This is a genomic window from Corallincola platygyrae (assembly GCF_039544265.1).
GTDB classification, from domain to species: domain Bacteria; phylum Pseudomonadota; class Gammaproteobacteria; order Enterobacterales; family Neiellaceae; genus Corallincola; species Corallincola platygyrae.
In genome coordinates, this window is sequence record NZ_BAABLI010000004.1 from 316,525 (window position 1) to 333,894 (window position 17,370).

Here is a 17,370-nt window from a genome sequence, read left to right on the forward strand (position 1 = left end):
CTTCTTGTGAGTAACTCTTCTAGATGGCTTTGGATATAAACACCAGCGGTGTCTCGCCATCCAAATCAAGAAATATCTGATAGGTGCCGGGGGAAGGGGGCTTGAATTCGAAGTGCTGTTCTATGGCATTGGGTTGTGCTTTGAATACACGTCCTAGTTTGATGTTTTTATCTGACAGCGATCGGTAGCCGTAGTTAGTGCCCGGCGTGAAGTCTTTGTCGACCAGTTTAAAGTTTATAGGAAAGCTGGCGTTCCGAATCTCTATCTCTGTCCTGTACAACTGTGTGTTTCCCACTTGCTGAAGTTGATATTCAGGCAGTGCTTTCCACCAGTTGCAGTCACATCTGAAATAGAGAGGTTCAGCAGATGCCGCTGAACCTATACATGAGAGCAGTAAGATAGAGAGATAACGCATGTCGAAGCCAATGTTTACCCTGATGAGTTAAAGCATAGCGCTTATTCGGCAGACAAAGAAAAGGCCAGCATAAGCTGGCCTTATTAAGTTCGATAATCGTTATTGATTAAGTCTTGTAGCGCATGCAGTGCGCTTTTTGCTCTTCAGACATGGATGCCTGTTTGGAGCTTGTCTCAGTGATCTGCTCAAACACCACCATATTGGCGTCTGCCGCTTCGTTGATCATATTAACGTTGCGGGTCATCTCTTCAGTGGTACAGCGCTGCTCTTCTGCGGCTACGCTGATCTGATTCGACATATCTGCAATTTGAGTCACGATGGATTTAATCGTGCCCATAGCACCATCAGCATCACTCACCTGAACCACGTTATCCTGCATCTTGGTGGTTGCGTCTCGCACTGAGTCTGCGGCATCACGAATACTGGTTTGTAGGTTTTCAATTCGCTGGTTAATTTCTGACGTGGACTCAGAAGTACGTTTAGCCAGATTACGAACTTCATCTGCTACTACCGCGAAGCCGCGGCCCTGCTCACCTGCGCGCGCAGCTTCAATCGCAGCGTTGAGTGCAAGCAGGTTGGTTTGCTCGGCGATACCACGGATAACGTCCAGGATCTGGCCGATTTGGTCACTGAAGTGCTCCACTTCCTGGATCTTATCGGCTGAGCTTTGCAGTTGTTCAGAAAGCTGGTTAGTGCCATCAATGGTCGCCGTCATAATCTGGCTACCCTGATTGGCTGCGTCTTCAACCTGATGTACCTGTTCAGCGGTATCTGCTGCGTTTTTGGCTACCTCACTGAATGAGGCCTCCATCTCTGTCATTGCTGTCGCCAGGGCACCAATATTGTTGCGCTGATGCTCTAAGCTCGCACTGGCGTCATTACATGCCTGACTGTTGTCCTGGGCGATTAGTGCTTGTTGATCTGCCGCAGAGTGGAAACTGGCTAAGGTTTCCTGCATCTGGCTGGCAACCAGATTTACGTCATCAGCAATTGCACCAAATTCATCTTTATTGTTGTAGCTAACACGGGTGGTCATATCGCCATCAGCGACAGCACGCAGAGAGCGGCTAACGTCTTTCAGTGCCTTACGCATCTGGCTGCTGAGCCACAAGCCAAACAGGATGGCCACAGTAACAGAGGCCACCAGAATGATGATGACTAAACTCATGCTGCTGCGATAGGTGACTTTAGCGCTGCCTGATGCTGCGGCTACGGCCTCATCAGACTCTTGAATCAGCTGTTCTACCTGCTCTCTGGACTGAGACTGAATGGCTTCCAAAGCGGTCTTAAAGCGGAGGTTATTCTCTTGCAGTTTAAGTAACTCGTAGAATGTGGTGACTTTACCACCGCCGGCTAAAGTGAAGTCTTTCTTGATTGCCTCCCAACGCCCGGTGAACTCTTCACGGTAACTGGTGCGAGAGTCTTCATACATTTCAAACTCGTCAATGGTGCTGGACATCTTTTCGTCCAACATAGGGACTAATTGATCAATTGTTGTACCAGCCTCTTCAAGCTGAGCTACATTACCGCCATTGATACCGTCGAATAGCGTCGCTTCCAGCTTTTCAAACGGGTTCATGAACTCACTCAGTGTCCAGGTGACGTAGTCATCACCGGTTGAGTTCGCTACCTTGGTCAGGTGCTGCTTGAGTCGGGAGAATTCCAACTGCAGCTCTCGTACCTGCAGGGCTGCCACTTCTTCTTGTTTGAGCTGCTCACTGTATCCACTGATGACACTTTCCGCCTGTTCGCCCATTTGTGGCAATAGACTAGAGAGTACATCTAATGTCGGTTTTGCTTCTTCCGAAACCACAACATTCAGGCTTTCCAGTTGAGACTCTGCCTGCGTAAGGGCTTCGCGGTAAGTCGATGCGAGATTATCAACGGTGGCTGGGTCCCGCTCACTCAAAATACTGGTGATACTTTGCGCAACTTCCTGTAGCGAGATAAATAAATTCTGACTTGCTTTTAACTGCGGCAATGAACGCTCTGAAACGTCTTCAACACCACGATTAAGAGAGTTGATAGAGACTAGACCGAAGATACCTGTCAAAAGTAGCATCAGGATTAAGATCCCAATGAGCAGGTACAACCGCTGTAGGAAAGAGAGGCTAACCAAGTTCAGGTTAAACTTGTCGAGCCAGGGGAACTTACTTCTTGTCATTTGCTATTCGCCCACGGAGTTAGTGGTAAGTTTCTAGTTTTGGTTAACGCTAGCACAAACCGCCTATCCGTGGCGTCGCAGGGGGTCACACTATTGTGCTACCGAGTTGCGACTAGTTTTCATACATGATTTTAGCTAAGTATCGACGTTTGAAGGGAAAACTTAAAATACCAAGGTAAACTAGCGTTCGGAAAATCGACATAGGTCATGTAATCTTTGCCAAAACACTATATTTTTTGTGGTTTTCATGCTGTTTACTGACCCATTGGAGCTAACTTGTCCTTAGCCTTTTTTGTTACTGATAGAGATATTTCTCCTTTGGTTTCAGTCATTGCCAGAATGGCCCCAGAGATAACCATCCAGGTATGGCCAAATTTGGGTGCTCCCGATCTTATACGCATGGCCGTGGTATGGAACTCGTTGCCGATCCAAAGTTCTGAGATGCCTGCGCTTAGTCTGGTCACAAGCTTTGGCGCAGGTGTAGACCAGTTGGTTCGAGATCTGTCGTTGGTTAACTTTCCTATTGCGCGGATCGTTGATAATGGGCTTTCGGAGCAAATGGCGCGTTATGTCTGCGGTTACATTCTGCAGCATCAGGTTCGTATCAATGAGCTTAGATCAAAGCAGCTAAACAGGAACTGGTCTCCAGAGCCTCAGTCTGACGGTCGTAATGTTGTGATCCTAGGCGCTGGCAACCTTGGCAATACTGTGAAAAAGGCGCTTGAGGCATTGGCGTTTAATGTTGTTTGTTGGGCCAAACACTGCCGACCAGGTGTTATTACGGGGAGAGAGGCGCTGAGTACGGCGTTGTCTGAAGCAGACTATCTGGTAAATGTTTTGCCATTAACCGATCAAACCCTGGATATCCTGGATGCTGAATTATTCAATCAGTGCAAACCGGGTTGTTATCTGGTTAATGTGGCCAGAGGACAGCATTTGGTGGAGAGAGACCTACTGGAAGCGCTGGAAAGCGGTCAGTTAAGTGGTGCGACACTGGATGTGTTTGCAGTAGAGCCTCTGCCTGTGTCACACCCATTTTGGTGTCACCCGAAAGTGAATGTTACGCCACATTGCTCCGCATTGACTGACCAGCATGCTGTGTCTGAACAGATCGTAGATAACTATCGGCGGCTGACAACGTCTCGCCCATTAATGAATTTGATAGACAGGCAGGCAGGTTACTGATGCTCGCCAAAAAGAGGTCAATGTGAAAAAAGAGGTCATTACTTATTTCCTACAGATGCTTAACCATGGCCAGCATCAACCCGTGGCCTGCCCGGCAGGGTTTGTTATTCAGAAGGCAACCCATGTGGTGCCTGAATTTAACCAGTTTATGTTTCGAGCCGTTGGCGGCCCTTGGCGTTGGTATAGCCGATTAAGCTGGGATTATGAGCGGTGGGTTAGACATCTTGCGCAACCGTCAGTGACCACTTATACCGCTATGTATGAAGGCAGTCTGGCTGGTTACTTCGAGTTGTTCCAACATTCGGATAACTCGGTTGAACTTCATTTCTTTGGTTTGTTGCCAAGTTTCTATGGAAAACGGCTGGGTGGCGCTTTGCTGTCTGCCGCGATATCGGAAGCTTGGGCACTTAACCCTGAGCGGGTTTGGGTGCATACCTGCAGTGAAGATCACCAAGGCGCGCTTCAAAACTACCAGCGACGAGGCTTTGAGCTTTATGACCAGCAGAGTGAAGTGGAAACGCTGCCAGAGGATGATAGCGAGCAGTGGTTAACGGCGCCTTTTATCTACCAAAGCCTGGAACAGGCTAGGAGCTAAGGCACTAACCTTTCCTGTTTTGAATTCGTTCCCGGGTATCCATCTTTTTATTTGGGCCTTTCCTGAGCATGACGTATACCGCCCCTAAGCCGCCGTGGTGCTTCTGACAAGAGTGGAATGCCTGCACTTCGGGAAGTGCCTTGAGCCATTGATTGACAGCACTTTTTATCAATGCGGATGGTTTAGAGTGTCGGCCAATTCCGTGAACAATAATGGCACTACGTACTTCGATCCGAAGGCAATCCTGCAAAAATTGCTGGACCGCTCGGCGCGCCTGCTCAACGGAGTGTTTGTGAAGGTCCAGCCTGGCTTCAATCTGATATTGCCCAAGCCTTAGCTTCCTGAAAACGCCGTGCTGAACTCCCGGGCGCATAAAGCTAATCTGGTCATCGGGCGAGACCATCTCTCTTATCTCGGTTGAGAGCGGATCATCTTTAGACTCTGTAGCGGCTTGAGCAGCCTCCCGCTTGGCCGCTTTTTCCTTATCCAGCGTACGGTGTTTTGAATGGTGGACAACCTGATTGTCACTCACCAGTCGTTTTACATCGGCCATTTCGGCATCAAAGGAGAAAAATTCGTCGTCACTCATGGTACTTAACTAGTGTAAATATGTAGCAGTATCGTTAGTAAGCCAGCTTTGAAACCTTGTAGCCGTTTGCTGAAAGCGAATCCAACAGGTTTTCCGGGCCCACCAGGTGGGCGGCACCAACGACTACAAATAGTGAGCTTTTACTCATCATGGGTTTGAGTTGTTTTAGCCAGGCTTGGTTCCGTTTTTTAAGCAGGTGATCAACAAACAGCTGATCAGCCTTGGTATCTCCGAGCTCCTCTTTGAATATGCTTGCCAGCAATTTTGAGTCACCCGCTGCCCAGGCGCGCATCATACGTTGCGTGTAACTGTTGTTTGATTTGGTCTCATCCAGCATTTGCTGCAACATGGTGCTGCCTTCGGCGTCAAGTTTCATCATTGCAGATATCTGATCGGTGAGAGTTTCCAGACCATAAACACTTTTGTTTTTTTGTTTGGCCAGCCCGCTGAAATACATATCAACGCCGTAGTTAGGGTCCAAGCCGATAGATTGGTAATAGGCCTGGGCAAGTATCAGCGCAGCGGCCCAAGGTTTGAGAGGGTCAATACTTGCGCTGGGTACACCAAAGCGTTTCGCTCGTTCTACCGTTTCTTTATAGAGTGCTTTTGGCAGGTGCTGTTTAAGGGTGGTGCCATCCATATACATACCGTGAAGCATCATCAACTGCATCATTTCAGCCTGGATCGCGGCCTCATCCTGCATATTAACTTCCATCACCAATTGATCAGCTTGGGAAAACCTCTTTTCGATCGCGGCAGGAAGCGGGTAGTACCTGGCCTCTCCCATATGCACCGAGCCGAAGAAATAGCTGGTTTGATTGCCTTTGGTTACTTCATATAGCGCTGGGCTGATCGTTGCTGAGAGTGGGGCAGAGAAAATGGCAACAAACAGAAGGAGCGATTTAATCCAGAGGCGCATAACGTGTTCCTGCGAAGTGGGTATCTAGGGTCAACAGACCCTGATTACTTTGCCTTGATAAAAACTGGGGATCAATAACTTATGGAGTTAATGGAGATGGCGCTCCCGACAGGATTCGAACCTGTGACCTGCCCCTTAGGAGGGGGCCGCGCTATCCAGCTGTGCCACGGGAGCCCAAAATATTGGCGAACTGTCACTTGTTTGGGGTGGCAGCCGCCCGCATTATACTGTTCTTGAAGGGAATTTAAAGCACGCCACCCAACTGTACGATATCGTTTACCTGTACTCCGCTTAGTTCTTTTGGATCCGAAGCTCTGGCAATAAGCCGGTTTTGGTATGACTCTGTCACTCTAAGGGTGACTTCGGTAGGAAGCAGGCGCACGTGGTGTTTTCCATCCTGGCCATCGTAAGTCATGCGATGCAACAAAGTTAGCTTGTCACCTATACGCAAACCGTTGCTATGGCCCAGATCGACTTCGACCAGGTCATTGGCAATGTGGGTAATACGACCACGGCCCGGGGTGCAACTCAAGGTCATATCGAGATCTGCCTGCAACTGGGATAGCACGTCACTGACAGCGCCACCATAAGGCGATGTCCAGAATGCTTTTGAAGCAACAGAAACGCGTTTGTCAGTGGGAAAGTCCCAAGGGGCCTGGCTGTGGTAACTACGTTCCAGTAGGAGTTCACCTGAGCTGCCATCGACCAGATGTATCATTAACTCGAAATTTCTTTCTGGTGGCGAATAGACCCACTCCTGCCATTTACGCGTAGGGACTTCTCCGTTAAACGAAAGATCACGGATTTCGGCGAACAGTACGACCTGGGTGTTGGTTTGTCTGGTTATCTCTCGGCTTAGCATAGGCGTGACCAAGCGCTGTGATTGAAACTCTGCAGGCGTGAAGTGAGTAATTTGATTTAACCAACGCTTTGGATAACTGGACTGACTCTCTGCACGCAGGTGATCGAAGAGCCATTGACTGGCTTCCTGTCCGATTTGCTCAATACCTCCAACACGCGCGTTTGTTGGATCACTCAATCTAAATCGGGTCAGCAGTAAGGATTTTTTGAACGCAGCACTTTCACATTGCAGAGACTGTGGAAACAGATCTGCATGAATAGATATATAAAGCGTCTCACCGCTGCGGCGCTCTGAGAGCACTCGAACATCTCTCACGGTGCCACTGGTGCGGATCTGAAATTGGTCATTTACGATCTTGCCGGCGGCAAGTTCTTGCAGGCTGCTCACTGTGCCTCCGGCAAGAATGAGCGCATTTTTCAGAGCCTGCTGTGTTGCTCGTTCACGTGCACTGGCAATATCACCACTATAAATGGTCGCAGAGCCCTCCGCTTCATACCACATCGCGTGGGATATAGGACTGGCCAGCAGTAACAGCAGTATAAGTAGTCGCCTAAGCATAGTGAGCCTCAAACGGTTGCTAATTAGGCGTCAAAAATCAGCCTATTCTTTAATTACTACCAGAATCAGCAAAAAATGGGCCAGTACGGCCCTAGCTGATCTAGCCGTCTGTATTGACCCTTAGCCTGCGTTTGTCAATCGCGGTTGTCAGGTGGCATAAACTTTGCTGGTAATTCATCAGAATAACGATTCATTGACGAGGTAGGAGAGTCGGATGGCTGCCTTGAAACACTTCTATTCGCACCTGCTGATTGGCGCAGGTTTGCTATTGATTGTGCTGGCGCTGAGTAGCTGTAGCATGCTTGAGGACGAAGAAGAGATTTATGTGCCTCATGCTGCGGTTACTCCAATGACAGTGGATCTGCCGACCCATGTCAAACAATTGGCTCTGCAGCTGATTGGTTCGAGTCGCTATGTCTCATCTAAAACACCTATCGCTGTTACCAGCTTCGTAGATATCGAGACGCTGGAAAGCACCGATGTCTACGGCAATCAGTTGTCTGAGTTGGTGATGGTTGAACTCCAGCAGATGGGATGGACGCTAATCGACTTTAAGCTGACGGGTGGCATTGATGTTACCCCGACGGGGGATTTTGCCATGACTCGGGATTTTCTGCGTCTACAGCATCGCCACCCCATTGAATACATTCTTACGGGTACGCTCATTCGTGGCTCTAATGGCATTCAGGTAACAGCACGTATTGTCGGCGTGGAATCCAGGGCCATTGTTGCCACTGCATCAACTTTCCTGCCCATGTCTCTGTTTGTCGAGCAGGCCGGTATGCCTGCCGAAGGGGGCTACGTGGCCAAGGACCCCCAGTCTGGGATGCTGATCAGGAAAGGTGGATAAGATTCCGGCCTGAAACCAACTTGTGTTTAAGTCCCTTTGTTTGATGTCGATAACAGAGGGAGTGAAGAGAAAGAACGATGCTTATGAAGTCTAACTATTGGCAACTCGCGGCGACTGTTTTCATATTAACCGCTTGCGCATCTGAACCCGAGCAACCTGAGCATTCGATGGCTTCGGGGCAGATGGCTACATCTGAAGCGATTGCTTGGGACCCTTACCAGGAAGTGAAGCCCAAAGACTTTGTCGCGCATGTTGAGAAAATCGCTGAGGAATTGGTAGGCACTATGCCTGAACGTTGTTATCAACCTATGGCGGTCGCCAGTTTTGTTGATATAGAAACGCTTAACACCAGTGGCTCACTTGGCAAAGCCCTGGCTGAGAATCTAATTACTCAGATGCAGCAACAGGGTTGTAAAGTGCTCGACTTTAAACTCAAAGATAAGATTCAGGTGACTTCTACCGGAGACTTTGTGTTCAGTCGAAATTTTACTCAGCTTAAAAGTGAGCTGCCGCTCAAATATGTGCTGACGGGCACGCTGCAACCTATGAACGGTGGGGTGCAGGTGAATGCTCGCCTAGTTGATATTAAATCGAAAGTGGTTGTCGGTGCGGCGCAACAGTTTTTACCGGAGGAGATTGTCTCTGCCGTAAATGAGGTGAAGACACGTGATGGCGTTACTTTATTGAGCCAGAGGCAGGGGTGATTCGATGCCGAAAATTCAACTGATTTTACTTTTTGTACTGGCTATTTCTGGTTGCAGTCAGATGTTTGATAAGCACGTTGAGTGGGAGGCTGTGCCGCCGGATCATTATCCTGTGCTCCATGCGGTGGGTTATGCGCCAATCAGTTCACAGTCGGGGCTTGATGAAAACACTCGCATGTTGCAGGCAATGCGTGCGTCAAAAATGGATGCTTACCGGGAACTGGCGGAGCAGATCTACGGCCAGCAAGTGACGGCAGGCAGTGCAATGGGCGGGACAACCTTGGACCAGGACCGTTTGCAGGTAGCGGTTAGTGGTGTTGTAAGAGGGGCCAGAGTCGTACGCACCTATCCACTGGGCGATATCTATGCCACTGAGCTGGAGTTAGATATGGCGGATGTACAACGCATGTACCAATCACTAAACCCGCCAAGGCGGATCCATGACGTTCAGTACTACTAAACGGATAATCAATTTGAAAAAACAAGGCGAGAAATTTCTCGCCTTTTTCATGTCTGCACTAATCTTAAAAGGAGTGTGTTAGAACTGGTGCGCATGCCGTATCGCCAACCAGCTTATTGCAGCCAGGGGGCGATTATGTTGAAAAGACCAATTTATGAACTCCTTCCCTATTTCTACCTTGCGGGTGGCTTTGTCTGTATTGCCAACTTCGAGTTTGGTTGGGGGCAGTTGTTTGCAATACTTCTCTTCTTATTGGGCGCTGATATCTGGATCATGCGTTCCAACTCCCGCAGGCAAGACAAAGTGTTGAAACGAAGAGTACAGGATAGGCTTAAACCTTTCTGGCTTTATGAGGTAATGCCATTTCTTCTTGTTTGTATCAGTGGTGTCGTTATCTCAACGTCTGGCAGCAATTACTTGAGTTGGGCGATGGTGCTACCTGTGGGATATGCATTTTGGCGAATAGAGCAGAGGGTGGAATATCGCCAGCATGGCTGGGTGCAGCTTACTGACGCGCAGTTGAGTTGAGTGAGTTGATACGGGTGGCGCAATGTTGCCACCCACGCATCATGCATTGCAAATCGTTAGACTTTAATTCCCTGTCCTAATTTGCCACCCGGTCTGGCTTTGCCACTTTGGTCATAAGTCATACCGCTGGCTTCGTTCTTCACATTAGCGAGCATATTCTGCAGTCGGGCCAATCCGGCCATGCTGAGTTGCAGTGCTTGGCCATTGATTTCATTGAGCTGTTTGCAGGTATTGAGCATGGCCTCAATTTGTTGCCGAGCTTCATCGTGAGATGGGTCTTGTGCCGAGGAGAGTAGGGGAGCGAGCTCATTGTCTGCACCTTGCAACGCCACTAACAGTTCGCTTTTTTTCTCAGCGATGGCAGTTATCTGATCAAGATCTCGCTTTTTCAGCGCTTCAAGCTCATCGTTCAGTAATGACTGAAGCGCCTCAAGCCGCTGAACCTGTTGATTCAGCAGCGTTTCAATGTTGCTCTGATTGTCCAAGTGTATACTCCTGCTCGGTATTAACTAATACCAAACAGCTCAGACTCCAGTTTGGTCATCGCTTTAGCCAGCTTTTCCGGGTCTACTTTGTAGTTCCCCTCGCTGATTGCTTTACGCAGTTCAGCGACCTTTTCCTGACTAACAGAAGGCGCTTTTGCCAGTGCTTTCTGTGTTTGTGCCAGTTGCTGCGCTTGCGGCGTTAAAGAAACTGAATCCTGTGCCTGTTTGGCACCCTGTTCAGGTGCTTTTGCCTGTGTTGTAGCCTGTTGCTGGACCTGCTGTTGTTGTTTGGCCTGCTTGTTGGCCGCCACTTCCTGTGGTCTCCCAGGCACAATCTTGTTCAGATCAACCGCCATGTGTGCTTCCTCTTGGGATATAGTTTCGCTAACCCTTTATCGGCCACCGCTATACAAACTTTAATACTAATTACGTATTTTTATTTAAATAGCGACAATGACCACGCCTACCGCGGTCACTCTGGCTTCCAAAGTCTGTCCGGAACGACTGTTTCGTATCCGAACTTTCTCTCCCAAGCTGGCGTCACTTAAGGCAACACCATTGGCTTTAATTTGGAAACCGTCCGCCTTAGCAACGATTGTAACGGTTTCTCCCTTACAAACAACACAGAGGTTTTGCTGGAGGATTGGGTCGTTGACCCTTACCTGACGTTTTAGTCTGGCACCGATCACAGAATCGATATCTGTCATCGCTCCTCCACGTGTCAGCATGTTTTCTTGGTAAACTATTTTAAGCTGTTGCCGATGCAATACGGTGCCAGATGCTAATCCCTGTTTTGCGACCACCACTTTTCGCATCTCTTTGACCCGCACGGGCAGATAGATGGTCCAGGATGACGTGCCGCGACACCGAATTTGGACGGTTACATTGCGCGATAAACGTTGTTTTCCGGGCAGACTAGCTTCCAGTGGCTGTTCGCATTTGGCATAACGAGCTCGCGAGTCGATAGGGTTGGCAGTTATTTGACGCGTCACGCCGTCATCTTCGAACTGTGATGTGATGAACTGCTCAGCAACCTCTTGTATTTGCTGATGAGCTTCAAGGTGCTCGCTTGCATGCCCTAGATGTGAGCTCGCTAAGATAAAAACTAATAGAGTTTTAGTTAATCTGTTCATAGGTTTACTATGCTAAGTAGAGTGTCGCAGCGAACCGGACACTTAGGTCTGCCAAAAAACAGACGATTACATTCATTGCGGGTAACGCAGCAAATAATGTGCCCATTTTAGTTGGAGTAAGGTATGGCGGGTATTCTGGATACGGTAAACCAGCGAACTCAGTTGGTTGGTCAGAACCGATTGGAATTGCTGTTGTTCAAACTAAATAGCAGGCAGCGTTTTGGTATCAACGTATTCAAGGTTAAAGAAGTACTGCAGTGCCCACCATTGACCAGCATGCCGAAGTTGCATCCTTATGTTCGAGGTGTGGCGCATATCCGTGGGCAAACGATATCAGTTATCGATTTAGGCCAGGCTATCGGCTTCCGTCCAGTGGAAGATCTCTCTAAATCCTTCATTATTATTGCCGAGTATAACCGCTCGATTCAGGGGTTCCTGGTCGAATCCGTTGAACGCATTGTCAATATTAACTGGGAAGCTATTTTACCGCCGCCAAAAGGTGCAGGACGGTTCAGCTATTTGACCGCGGTTACAGAGATTGAAAACGAACTGGTAGAAATTCTTGACGTAGAGAAGATTCTCGATGAAATTGCCCCAACAGACACAGAAGTAAGTGGCGACTTAATCGACCGTACTCTTGCTGAAACGATTGCGGGTCGCAAAGTATTAATTGCAGATGATTCCAGCGTGGCGAGAAATCAGATCAACAGGGCACTCAGTGCGCTCAATCTGGATACTGAGCTGGTAAAAGACGGTAAAGAAGCATTAGACCTGCTAAAAGATGAGTTGGAAGGCGTTGATGATATTCGTCAAAAATATGCCTTGCTAATATCTGATGTTGAAATGCCCGAGATGGATGGTTACACATTGACGGCAGAAATACGTAACGACCCCAAACTTGCCGGGTTATACGTCATTCTTCACACCTCTTTAAGTGGTGTGTTCAATGAGGCGATGGTGAAGAAAGTAGGGGCGGATGATTTCATTCCTAAGTTTAATCCCGACGAATTGGCGGCCGCGGTAACCAAAGCGATTGAGAAATCAAATTAATAGTCCCTAGTGCTTTTTAGTAAACGGTGTAAATGTGCCCCATAAAAAATTAGCTGATACTGAATACGATGAGTTCAGAGCTTTCCTAGAGCAGCAGTGCGGTATTGTGCTGGGCGATAATAAACAGTATTTGGTGAAAAGCCGTTTATCTCCTCTGATGAATCAGTATGGACTGGAGTCAATGTCAGAGTTGATACGCCGAGCGATGTCACCGAGAGACAGAGATCTACGAGCATCAGTGATTGATGCCATGACCACCAATGAGACGCTTTGGTTCCGGGATACTTATCCTTTTGAACTCTTGAAGAACCGGATATTGCCCGAATACGCCAAGCATCGTGGTCCGGTGAAGATTTGGTCTGCCGCCAGCTCCTCTGGTCAGGAACCTTACTCTATCGCCATGAGTGTGCTTGAGTATCAGCAATCGAGACCTGGAGGCCTGCCTGGCAGTGCTCAGATTCTTGGTACTGATATCTCAAATAGTATGCTGGAGCAGTGTAAGCGTGCCGAATATGACTCGCTGGCGTTGGCTCGTGGTTTGTCTCCTGAACGCAAACGTCTGTTCTTTGAGGCTGCTGGCGATAAGATGCGGCTGAATAGTAAGGTGCGAGGTTTGGTCAACTTCCGTCACTGCAACTTACTGGACAGTTATGCATTGCTGGGACGTTTTGACGTTATCTTCTGTCGAAATGTGTTGATTTACTTCTCGCCTGAAGTGAAGTCGAAAATCCTCAAACAATTCGCCGGAGCACTCAACCCTGGAGGACATCTGTTCCTTGGCGCCTCGGAATCTATAACTGGACTGAGTGATGACTTTGAAATGATCCGCTGTAACCCTGGTATTGTTTACAAAGTTAAAAAGTAATTAAGTTGTTCTGATGTCGAAAGCCCGCGTGATGCGGGCTTTTCTGTTTCTGATGGCATAAATTGACCTTCTTCCCTAGCGTTTTTTCAAGCGTCAAAAATACTTTGGCACGCTGATTGCTAATTTTTCCACGTGGAGGAAAGGTTATGGCTATCAGTTTCGATAAAGCGTTAGGTATTCATCAGCACACCGTAGGTATACGCACCAAGCGTGCCGAGGTGATTGCCAGCAACATTGCTAACGCAGATACCCCGCATTACAAAGCGAGAGATATTGATTTCAAAGCAGCGCTTGCAAATGCACAGGCGCGGCAGGGCTTTGCCATGTCGCGAACGCATGAGCGGCATATTGACGTTAAATTGCCGCCTACCGGTGAAACCGGTTACCGGGTGCCAAATCAGCCGGATACCGGCGATGGCAACACTGTGGATATGCAGCAAGAGCGAAACAACTACCTTCAGAACGCGATGGAGCACCAAGCTTCGCTGACCTTCCTCGGCTCCAAGTTTCGCGGTCTGACATCGGCTATTAAAGGAGAATAGGCATGAGTCTATTTAACGTTCTTGATGTTGCAGGCTCAGGTATGAGTGCTCAGTCACTGCGACTGAACACAACCGCCAGTAATTTGGCGAATGCTGACAGCGTAGCCAGCAGCGTCGATGAAACCTACCGTGCCCGCCACCCGGTTTTTGCCGCGCAGTTTGATAGTGCGCGTCAGGATCAAAGTGCTGTTCCCGTTGAAGTGAAAGGTATTGTTGAAAGTGATAAGCCTTTGATACGCCAGTACGAGCCAGAGCATCCAATGGCAGATGAGAACGGATATATCTACAAACCCAATGTCAATGTGGTTGAAGAGATGGCCAATATGATGTCGGCGTCTCGTAGCTATCAAACCAATGTTCAGATTGCAGATGCGGCAAAGCAGATGCTTAACAAGACATTGAATCTGGGCAAGTAATTTGGACTTGGTTTAAGGAGAGCAGATTGTGAGCGAAATTAGCGGAACAAGTAGTAGCTATTTAGACCAACTTCGCTGGCAGGATGAGGGCACGGAAATTAACACCGAGCCTAAAGACACCATGTTGTCGCAGGAAGACTTTTTCTCTCTGCTTACTCAGCAGCTGGCGTACCAGGACCCATTTAAACCGGTGGAGAACGCCGAGATGGTATCCCAGATGAGTTCTTTCACTACCGCAGAGGGTATTGGTCAGTTGAATGAACAGATGACTGGCCTGAACGACATCATGAGTTCGAGTCAGGCGTTGCAAGCATCTTCATTGGTTGGCCAGAAAGTGCTGGTGCCTACGGGGTATAGCTATAAATCAGACACAACAGGCGTTGAGGGTGTGGTAAGTCTTTCGGCCCCAACCACCAATGTCACAGTGCGCATCGAAAACACCCGGGGTGAGGTTATGCACTCTTTCGCCATGGGTGAGCAAGAGGCGGGTAATGTCCGCTTTGATTGGGACGGTACTGATACAGAAGGCAACCAATTGCCGCCTGGCAACTATGTAGTTAAGGCGTATGCGCTGCAGGGGGACTCCAGCGAGGAGCTGCCTATCTCTACTTACGCCAAGGTTGATAGCGTTAGTATCAGTGGTGCGAACGGTGTGGCACTAAATCTGCAAGGTATTCAAGGTGGATTCCGCTTAAGTGATGTACTCGAAGTCGCTAAAGGCTAGAGCAAGCGGACACCAGATAAACGGGAGTAAAGAATTATGTCTTTTAACATTGCGTTGAGCGGTATTAATGCTGCCCAGAAAGATATTGACGTCACCGCGAACAATATTGCGAACGTAAACACATTTGGGTTTAAGGAGTCGCGCGCTGAATTCGCCGATGTTTACAGCTCAAGTGTTTTCTCAAACTCGAGAACAACTGTGGGTCAGGGTGTGACAACCGCTGACGTGGCACAGCAGTTTTCTCAGGGCTCATTTCTGTTTTCAAATAACTCGCTGGACTTAGCGATTGATGGCAGTGGTTTCTTTGCTACCTCCGCAAATGCAGAAGATTTGGATGTAAACCTGACCAGAGCAGGGGCCTTCAAGCTTGACGAAAATAGTTTTATGGTGAACTCCGCTGGCCAGTTCTTGCGGGTGTTCCCAGTAAACCCTGATGGTACAGTGTCTTCAGTTGCATTAGCCTCGACGATCCCTTTACAGATCCCATCTTCAGCCGGTCAGCCCCAGGCGACACAGAATGTGGATATCACGTTGAACTTGCCTGCGAGTGAGGTGCCACTGGATCCAGCAAACTTCGACCCAACAGACAATACGACCTATAACAATGCGACGTCACTGACTATTTACGACTCATTGGGACAGAGTTATGTCCAAACCACCTATTACGTGAAAGATGTTAACGCCGCTAACCAATGGGCCATGTTTACTACGGTAACCGATGATACCGGTGCTGTACCTGTAGATATTGTGGCGCCACCTGCACCGACAACACAACCGGTGGGTGCCAATGGTCAGTCTGGCGTCTATATGAACTTTAATGCCGATGGTACTGTGGCGTCTGTTAACGGTGGCAACCCGGTTACTACATTACCATTAGGTGTTGCGCCACCAGCAGGTGCCGGTGTGAATATGAATGGTGCGGACGTCAACCAGGCGATCACGCTTAACTACAATAACCCCACTCAGTTTGCTGCGGCGTTTGAGGTTCAGGCATTGTCACAGGATGGTATTACGGTAGGCCGCCTAACTTCCGTCGACATTGGTACTGACGGCTTGGTAAATGCTACCTACAGTAACGGCACAACCCAGCCTCTTGGTAAAGTTGCTGTCGTGCGTGTAGCCAATGAACAAGGTTTATCGCCTGTGGGTAATACTTCCTGGGCAGTATCGCAGAGTTCTGGTGATCCCATTGCCGGTGAGGCAGATCAGGGTTCTTTCGGTCGTATTCTGTCGGGTACGCTGGAGCAGTCTAACGTGAACCTGACTACCGAGCTGGTAGACCTTATTACGGGTCAGCGGAACTATCAGGCCAACTCCCGCTCATTGGAAGTTAATAACACTATCACCCAGACCATTCTTCAGATCCGATAGTTGATCTAAGCCGGTCTCTTTTGCCGCTCAATATGAGCGGCATTTTTTTGCCTTTTACTTTTGGCAGTTCTCTTCCCTACCTTTTTACTGCCTACATATCAAACGCTTAAAGTTCTGGCACACCAATTGCAAATTCAACGTCAGATAGTATTTATTTTGACGCTGAGGTTCCTATGGACCGCATGATGTACCTCGCCATGAGCGGCGCTAAGCAGAATTTTCAGGCCTTAGGTGTTCATGCCAATAATTTGGCGAATGCTAAGACTACGGGTTTTAAAGCAGACCTCGAGCAATCCAGAGCCATGCAAGCGTTTGGTGAAGGGATGCCGACCAGGGTTTTTGCCATGACAGAGAATCCTGCCTCCAGTTATCGGATCGGATCTTTGATGACCACCGACCGCTCTCTTGATGTCGCCGTGAAGGGCGATGGCTGGCTGGCGGTTCAAGATGCTGAAGGCCAAGAGGCCTATACCCGAGCGGGAGATCTGAGAATTACACCCGAAGGTATGATCGAGAACGGCATGGGGCGTGCGCTGATCGGTGATGACGGCGCCCCCATCTTCGTACCTCAGCCCTATGCAAAGATCGAAGTGGGTGGTGATGGCACGGTATCGGTTCTGCCGCAAGGCGCACCACCAAACGCGATAGCAGCGGTAGGCAGAATTAAATTAGTTCGTCCAGACAACGCCAACCTGGATAAAGGTTTGGATGGTCTGTTCCGGCTGAAAGAGCCTGGTCCGTTGGGTTCCACCATTGCGCCAGCAGATATCGACGTCAAGTTAATGAGTGGTGTTCTTGAAGGAAGTAACGTCAATGCGGTCAGCGAGATGACCACAATGATCAGTCTTCAACGCCAATTTGAAATGCAAATTAAGATGATGCGAACAGCAGAAGATATCGACCGTTCTGGCGATCAGCTGTTGCGTCTTGGCTAATCACTGAAGAGTAAGGAGTT

21 protein-coding genes and 1 tRNA gene are annotated in these 17,370 nt (G+C 48.7%); 13 read left to right on the top strand and 9 right to left on the bottom strand.

Annotation, left to right across the window (positions count from 1 at the left end):
- Window positions 1–19: 19 nt before the first annotated feature.
- A complete protein-coding gene (locus ABEA14_RS02030; RefSeq protein WP_345338140.1) occupies window positions 20–415 on the bottom strand; it encodes a hypothetical protein in 396 nt (131 codons plus the stop codon).
- 106 nt (window positions 416–521) lie between these two features.
- Window positions 522–2,579 carry a methyl-accepting chemotaxis protein gene (locus ABEA14_RS02035; RefSeq protein WP_345338141.1) on the bottom strand — a complete coding sequence of 686 codons (2,058 nt, stop codon included), beginning with the start codon at window positions 2,577–2,579 and terminating at the stop codon, window positions 522–524.
- Window positions 2,580–2,855: 276 nt separating this feature from the next.
- On the opposite strand from ABEA14_RS02035, the gene ABEA14_RS02040 reads away from it, so the two are divergent.
- Together ABEA14_RS02040 and ABEA14_RS02045 are read left to right on the top strand one after the other, a co-directional pair.
- Window positions 2,856–3,764 (top strand): 2-hydroxyacid dehydrogenase, encoded by a 909-nt coding sequence (locus ABEA14_RS02040; protein ID WP_345338142.1) that lies wholly within the window; start codon window positions 2,856–2,858, stop codon window positions 3,762–3,764.
- Window positions 3,765–3,786: 22 nt separating this feature from the next.
- Complete coding sequence (locus ABEA14_RS02045; RefSeq protein ID WP_345338143.1) at window positions 3,787–4,359, top strand: GNAT family N-acetyltransferase; 573 nt, start codon at window positions 3,787–3,789, stop codon at window positions 4,357–4,359.
- 4 nt (window positions 4,360–4,363) lie between these two features.
- Here ABEA14_RS02045 and smrA read toward each other — a convergent pair whose 3' ends face one another.
- From smrA to ABEA14_RS02065, 4 genes are all read right to left on the bottom strand, one after another.
- Complete coding sequence (smrA, locus tag ABEA14_RS02050) at window positions 4,364–4,948, bottom strand: DNA endonuclease SmrA (protein ID WP_345338144.1); 585 nt, start codon at window positions 4,946–4,948, stop codon at window positions 4,364–4,366.
- Window positions 4,949–4,982: 34 nt separating this feature from the next.
- Window positions 4,983–5,867, bottom strand: a complete 885-nt coding sequence (locus tag ABEA14_RS02055; protein WP_345338146.1) for a TraB/GumN family protein — start codon at window positions 5,865–5,867, stop codon at window positions 4,983–4,985.
- A gap of 97 nt (window positions 5,868–5,964) precedes the next feature.
- Window positions 5,965–6,041 (bottom strand) — tRNA-Arg (locus ABEA14_RS02060).
- 70 nt (window positions 6,042–6,111) lie between these two features.
- The gene (locus tag ABEA14_RS02065) at window positions 6,112–7,287 is read right to left on the bottom strand and encodes a flagellar assembly protein T N-terminal domain-containing protein (RefSeq protein WP_345338147.1); all 1,176 of its coding nucleotides are present in this window, start codon (window positions 7,285–7,287) and stop codon (window positions 6,112–6,114) included.
- Window positions 7,288–7,501: 214 nt separating this feature from the next.
- Here ABEA14_RS02065 and ABEA14_RS02070 point away from each other — a divergent pair, with 214 nt between their 5' ends.
- The 4 genes from ABEA14_RS02070 to ABEA14_RS02085 all read left to right on the top strand — a co-directional run bounded on the left by ABEA14_RS02070 (window position 7,502) and on the right by ABEA14_RS02085 (window position 9,829).
- A complete protein-coding gene (locus tag ABEA14_RS02070) occupies window positions 7,502–8,137 on the top strand; it encodes a FlgO family outer membrane protein (RefSeq protein ID WP_345338148.1) in 636 nt (211 codons plus the stop codon).
- Between the two features lie 83 nt (window positions 8,138–8,220).
- Window positions 8,221–8,841 carry a FlgO family outer membrane protein gene (locus tag ABEA14_RS02075; protein WP_345338149.1) on the top strand — a complete coding sequence of 207 codons (621 nt, stop codon included), beginning with the start codon at window positions 8,221–8,223 and terminating at the stop codon, window positions 8,839–8,841.
- A gap of 4 nt (window positions 8,842–8,845) precedes the next feature.
- Complete coding sequence (locus ABEA14_RS02080) at window positions 8,846–9,301, top strand: LPP20 family lipoprotein (RefSeq protein WP_345338150.1); 456 nt, start codon at window positions 8,846–8,848, stop codon at window positions 9,299–9,301.
- A gap of 135 nt (window positions 9,302–9,436) precedes the next feature.
- The gene (locus ABEA14_RS02085) at window positions 9,437–9,829 is read left to right on the top strand and encodes a hypothetical protein (protein ID WP_345338151.1); all 393 of its coding nucleotides are present in this window, start codon (window positions 9,437–9,439) and stop codon (window positions 9,827–9,829) included.
- A gap of 56 nt (window positions 9,830–9,885) precedes the next feature.
- Here ABEA14_RS02085 and ABEA14_RS02090 read toward each other — a convergent pair whose 3' ends face one another.
- The 3 genes from ABEA14_RS02090 to flgA all read right to left on the bottom strand — a co-directional run bounded on the left by ABEA14_RS02090 (window position 9,886) and on the right by flgA (window position 11,447).
- Window positions 9,886–10,314: a flagella synthesis protein FlgN gene (locus tag ABEA14_RS02090; protein ID WP_345338153.1), complete on the bottom strand. Its 429-nt coding sequence runs from the start codon at window positions 10,312–10,314 to the stop codon at window positions 9,886–9,888.
- Window positions 10,315–10,334: 20 nt separating this feature from the next.
- Window positions 10,335–10,670 (bottom strand): flagellar biosynthesis anti-sigma factor FlgM, encoded by a 336-nt coding sequence (gene flgM / locus ABEA14_RS02095; RefSeq protein WP_345338154.1) that lies wholly within the window; start codon window positions 10,668–10,670, stop codon window positions 10,335–10,337.
- A gap of 84 nt (window positions 10,671–10,754) precedes the next feature.
- Complete coding sequence (gene flgA / locus ABEA14_RS02100; protein ID WP_345338156.1) at window positions 10,755–11,447, bottom strand: flagellar basal body P-ring formation chaperone FlgA; 693 nt, start codon at window positions 11,445–11,447, stop codon at window positions 10,755–10,757.
- Between the two features lie 123 nt (window positions 11,448–11,570).
- On the opposite strand from flgA, the gene ABEA14_RS02105 reads away from it, so the two are divergent.
- The 7 genes from ABEA14_RS02105 to ABEA14_RS02135 all read left to right on the top strand — a co-directional run bounded on the left by ABEA14_RS02105 (window position 11,571) and on the right by ABEA14_RS02135 (window position 17,350).
- Window positions 11,571–12,497 carry a chemotaxis protein CheV gene (locus ABEA14_RS02105; RefSeq protein WP_345338157.1) on the top strand — a complete coding sequence of 309 codons (927 nt, stop codon included), beginning with the start codon at window positions 11,571–11,573 and terminating at the stop codon, window positions 12,495–12,497.
- Window positions 12,498–12,531: 34 nt separating this feature from the next.
- Window positions 12,532–13,362 (top strand): CheR family methyltransferase, encoded by an 831-nt coding sequence (locus ABEA14_RS02110; RefSeq protein ID WP_345338158.1) that lies wholly within the window; start codon window positions 12,532–12,534, stop codon window positions 13,360–13,362.
- A gap of 146 nt (window positions 13,363–13,508) precedes the next feature.
- Window positions 13,509–13,904, top strand: a complete 396-nt coding sequence (flgB, locus tag ABEA14_RS02115) for a flagellar basal body rod protein FlgB (RefSeq protein ID WP_345338160.1) — start codon at window positions 13,509–13,511, stop codon at window positions 13,902–13,904.
- A gap of 2 nt (window positions 13,905–13,906) precedes the next feature.
- Window positions 13,907–14,320, top strand: a complete 414-nt coding sequence (flgC, locus tag ABEA14_RS02120) for a flagellar basal body rod protein FlgC (protein WP_345338162.1) — start codon at window positions 13,907–13,909, stop codon at window positions 14,318–14,320.
- 28 nt (window positions 14,321–14,348) lie between these two features.
- Window positions 14,349–15,044 carry a flagellar hook assembly protein FlgD gene (locus ABEA14_RS02125; protein ID WP_345338164.1) on the top strand — a complete coding sequence of 232 codons (696 nt, stop codon included), beginning with the start codon at window positions 14,349–14,351 and terminating at the stop codon, window positions 15,042–15,044.
- Window positions 15,045–15,080: 36 nt separating this feature from the next.
- Window positions 15,081–16,415 carry a flagellar hook protein FlgE gene (gene flgE / locus ABEA14_RS02130; protein ID WP_345338165.1) on the top strand — a complete coding sequence of 445 codons (1,335 nt, stop codon included), beginning with the start codon at window positions 15,081–15,083 and terminating at the stop codon, window positions 16,413–16,415.
- 173 nt (window positions 16,416–16,588) lie between these two features.
- Window positions 16,589–17,350: a flagellar basal body rod protein FlgF gene (locus ABEA14_RS02135; RefSeq protein WP_345338166.1), complete on the top strand. Its 762-nt coding sequence runs from the start codon at window positions 16,589–16,591 to the stop codon at window positions 17,348–17,350.
- Window positions 17,351–17,370 lie beyond the last annotated feature (20 nt).

What these genes read in the sequence shown, in the direction of transcription:
- flgC (WP_345338162.1), top strand. Translation starts at nt 13,907, where the DNA reads ATGAGTCTATTTAACGTTCTTGATGTTGCAGGCTCAGGTATGAGTGCT.
- ABEA14_RS02055 (WP_345338146.1), bottom strand. Translation starts at nt 5,867, where the DNA reads ATGCGCCTCTGGATTAAATCGCTCCTTCTGTTTGTTGCCATTTTCTCT.
- ABEA14_RS02030 (WP_345338140.1), bottom strand. Translation starts at nt 415, where the DNA reads ATGCGTTATCTCTCTATCTTACTGCTCTCATGTATAGGTTCAGCGGCA.
- flgM (WP_345338154.1), bottom strand. Translation starts at nt 10,670, where the DNA reads ATGGCGGTTGATCTGAACAAGATTGTGCCTGGGAGACCACAGGAAGTG.
- ABEA14_RS02085 (WP_345338151.1), top strand. Translation starts at nt 9,437, where the DNA reads ATGTTGAAAAGACCAATTTATGAACTCCTTCCCTATTTCTACCTTGCG.
- ABEA14_RS02135 (WP_345338166.1), top strand. Translation starts at nt 16,589, where the DNA reads ATGGACCGCATGATGTACCTCGCCATGAGCGGCGCTAAGCAGAATTTT.
- ABEA14_RS02070 (WP_345338148.1), top strand. Translation starts at nt 7,502, where the DNA reads ATGGCTGCCTTGAAACACTTCTATTCGCACCTGCTGATTGGCGCAGGT.
- smrA (WP_345338144.1), bottom strand. Translation starts at nt 4,948, where the DNA reads ATGAGTGACGACGAATTTTTCTCCTTTGATGCCGAAATGGCCGATGTA.
- ABEA14_RS02035 (WP_345338141.1), bottom strand. Translation starts at nt 2,579, where the DNA reads ATGACAAGAAGTAAGTTCCCCTGGCTCGACAAGTTTAACCTGAACTTG.
- flgB (WP_345338160.1), top strand. Translation starts at nt 13,509, where the DNA reads ATGGCTATCAGTTTCGATAAAGCGTTAGGTATTCATCAGCACACCGTA.
- flgE (WP_345338165.1), top strand. Translation starts at nt 15,081, where the DNA reads ATGTCTTTTAACATTGCGTTGAGCGGTATTAATGCTGCCCAGAAAGAT.
- ABEA14_RS02065 (WP_345338147.1), bottom strand. Translation starts at nt 7,287, where the DNA reads ATGCTTAGGCGACTACTTATACTGCTGTTACTGCTGGCCAGTCCTATA.
- ABEA14_RS02075 (WP_345338149.1), top strand. Translation starts at nt 8,221, where the DNA reads ATGAAGTCTAACTATTGGCAACTCGCGGCGACTGTTTTCATATTAACC.
- ABEA14_RS02105 (WP_345338157.1), top strand. Translation starts at nt 11,571, where the DNA reads ATGGCGGGTATTCTGGATACGGTAAACCAGCGAACTCAGTTGGTTGGT.
- ABEA14_RS02080 (WP_345338150.1), top strand. Translation starts at nt 8,846, where the DNA reads ATGCCGAAAATTCAACTGATTTTACTTTTTGTACTGGCTATTTCTGGT.
- flgA (WP_345338156.1), bottom strand. Translation starts at nt 11,447, where the DNA reads ATGAACAGATTAACTAAAACTCTATTAGTTTTTATCTTAGCGAGCTCA.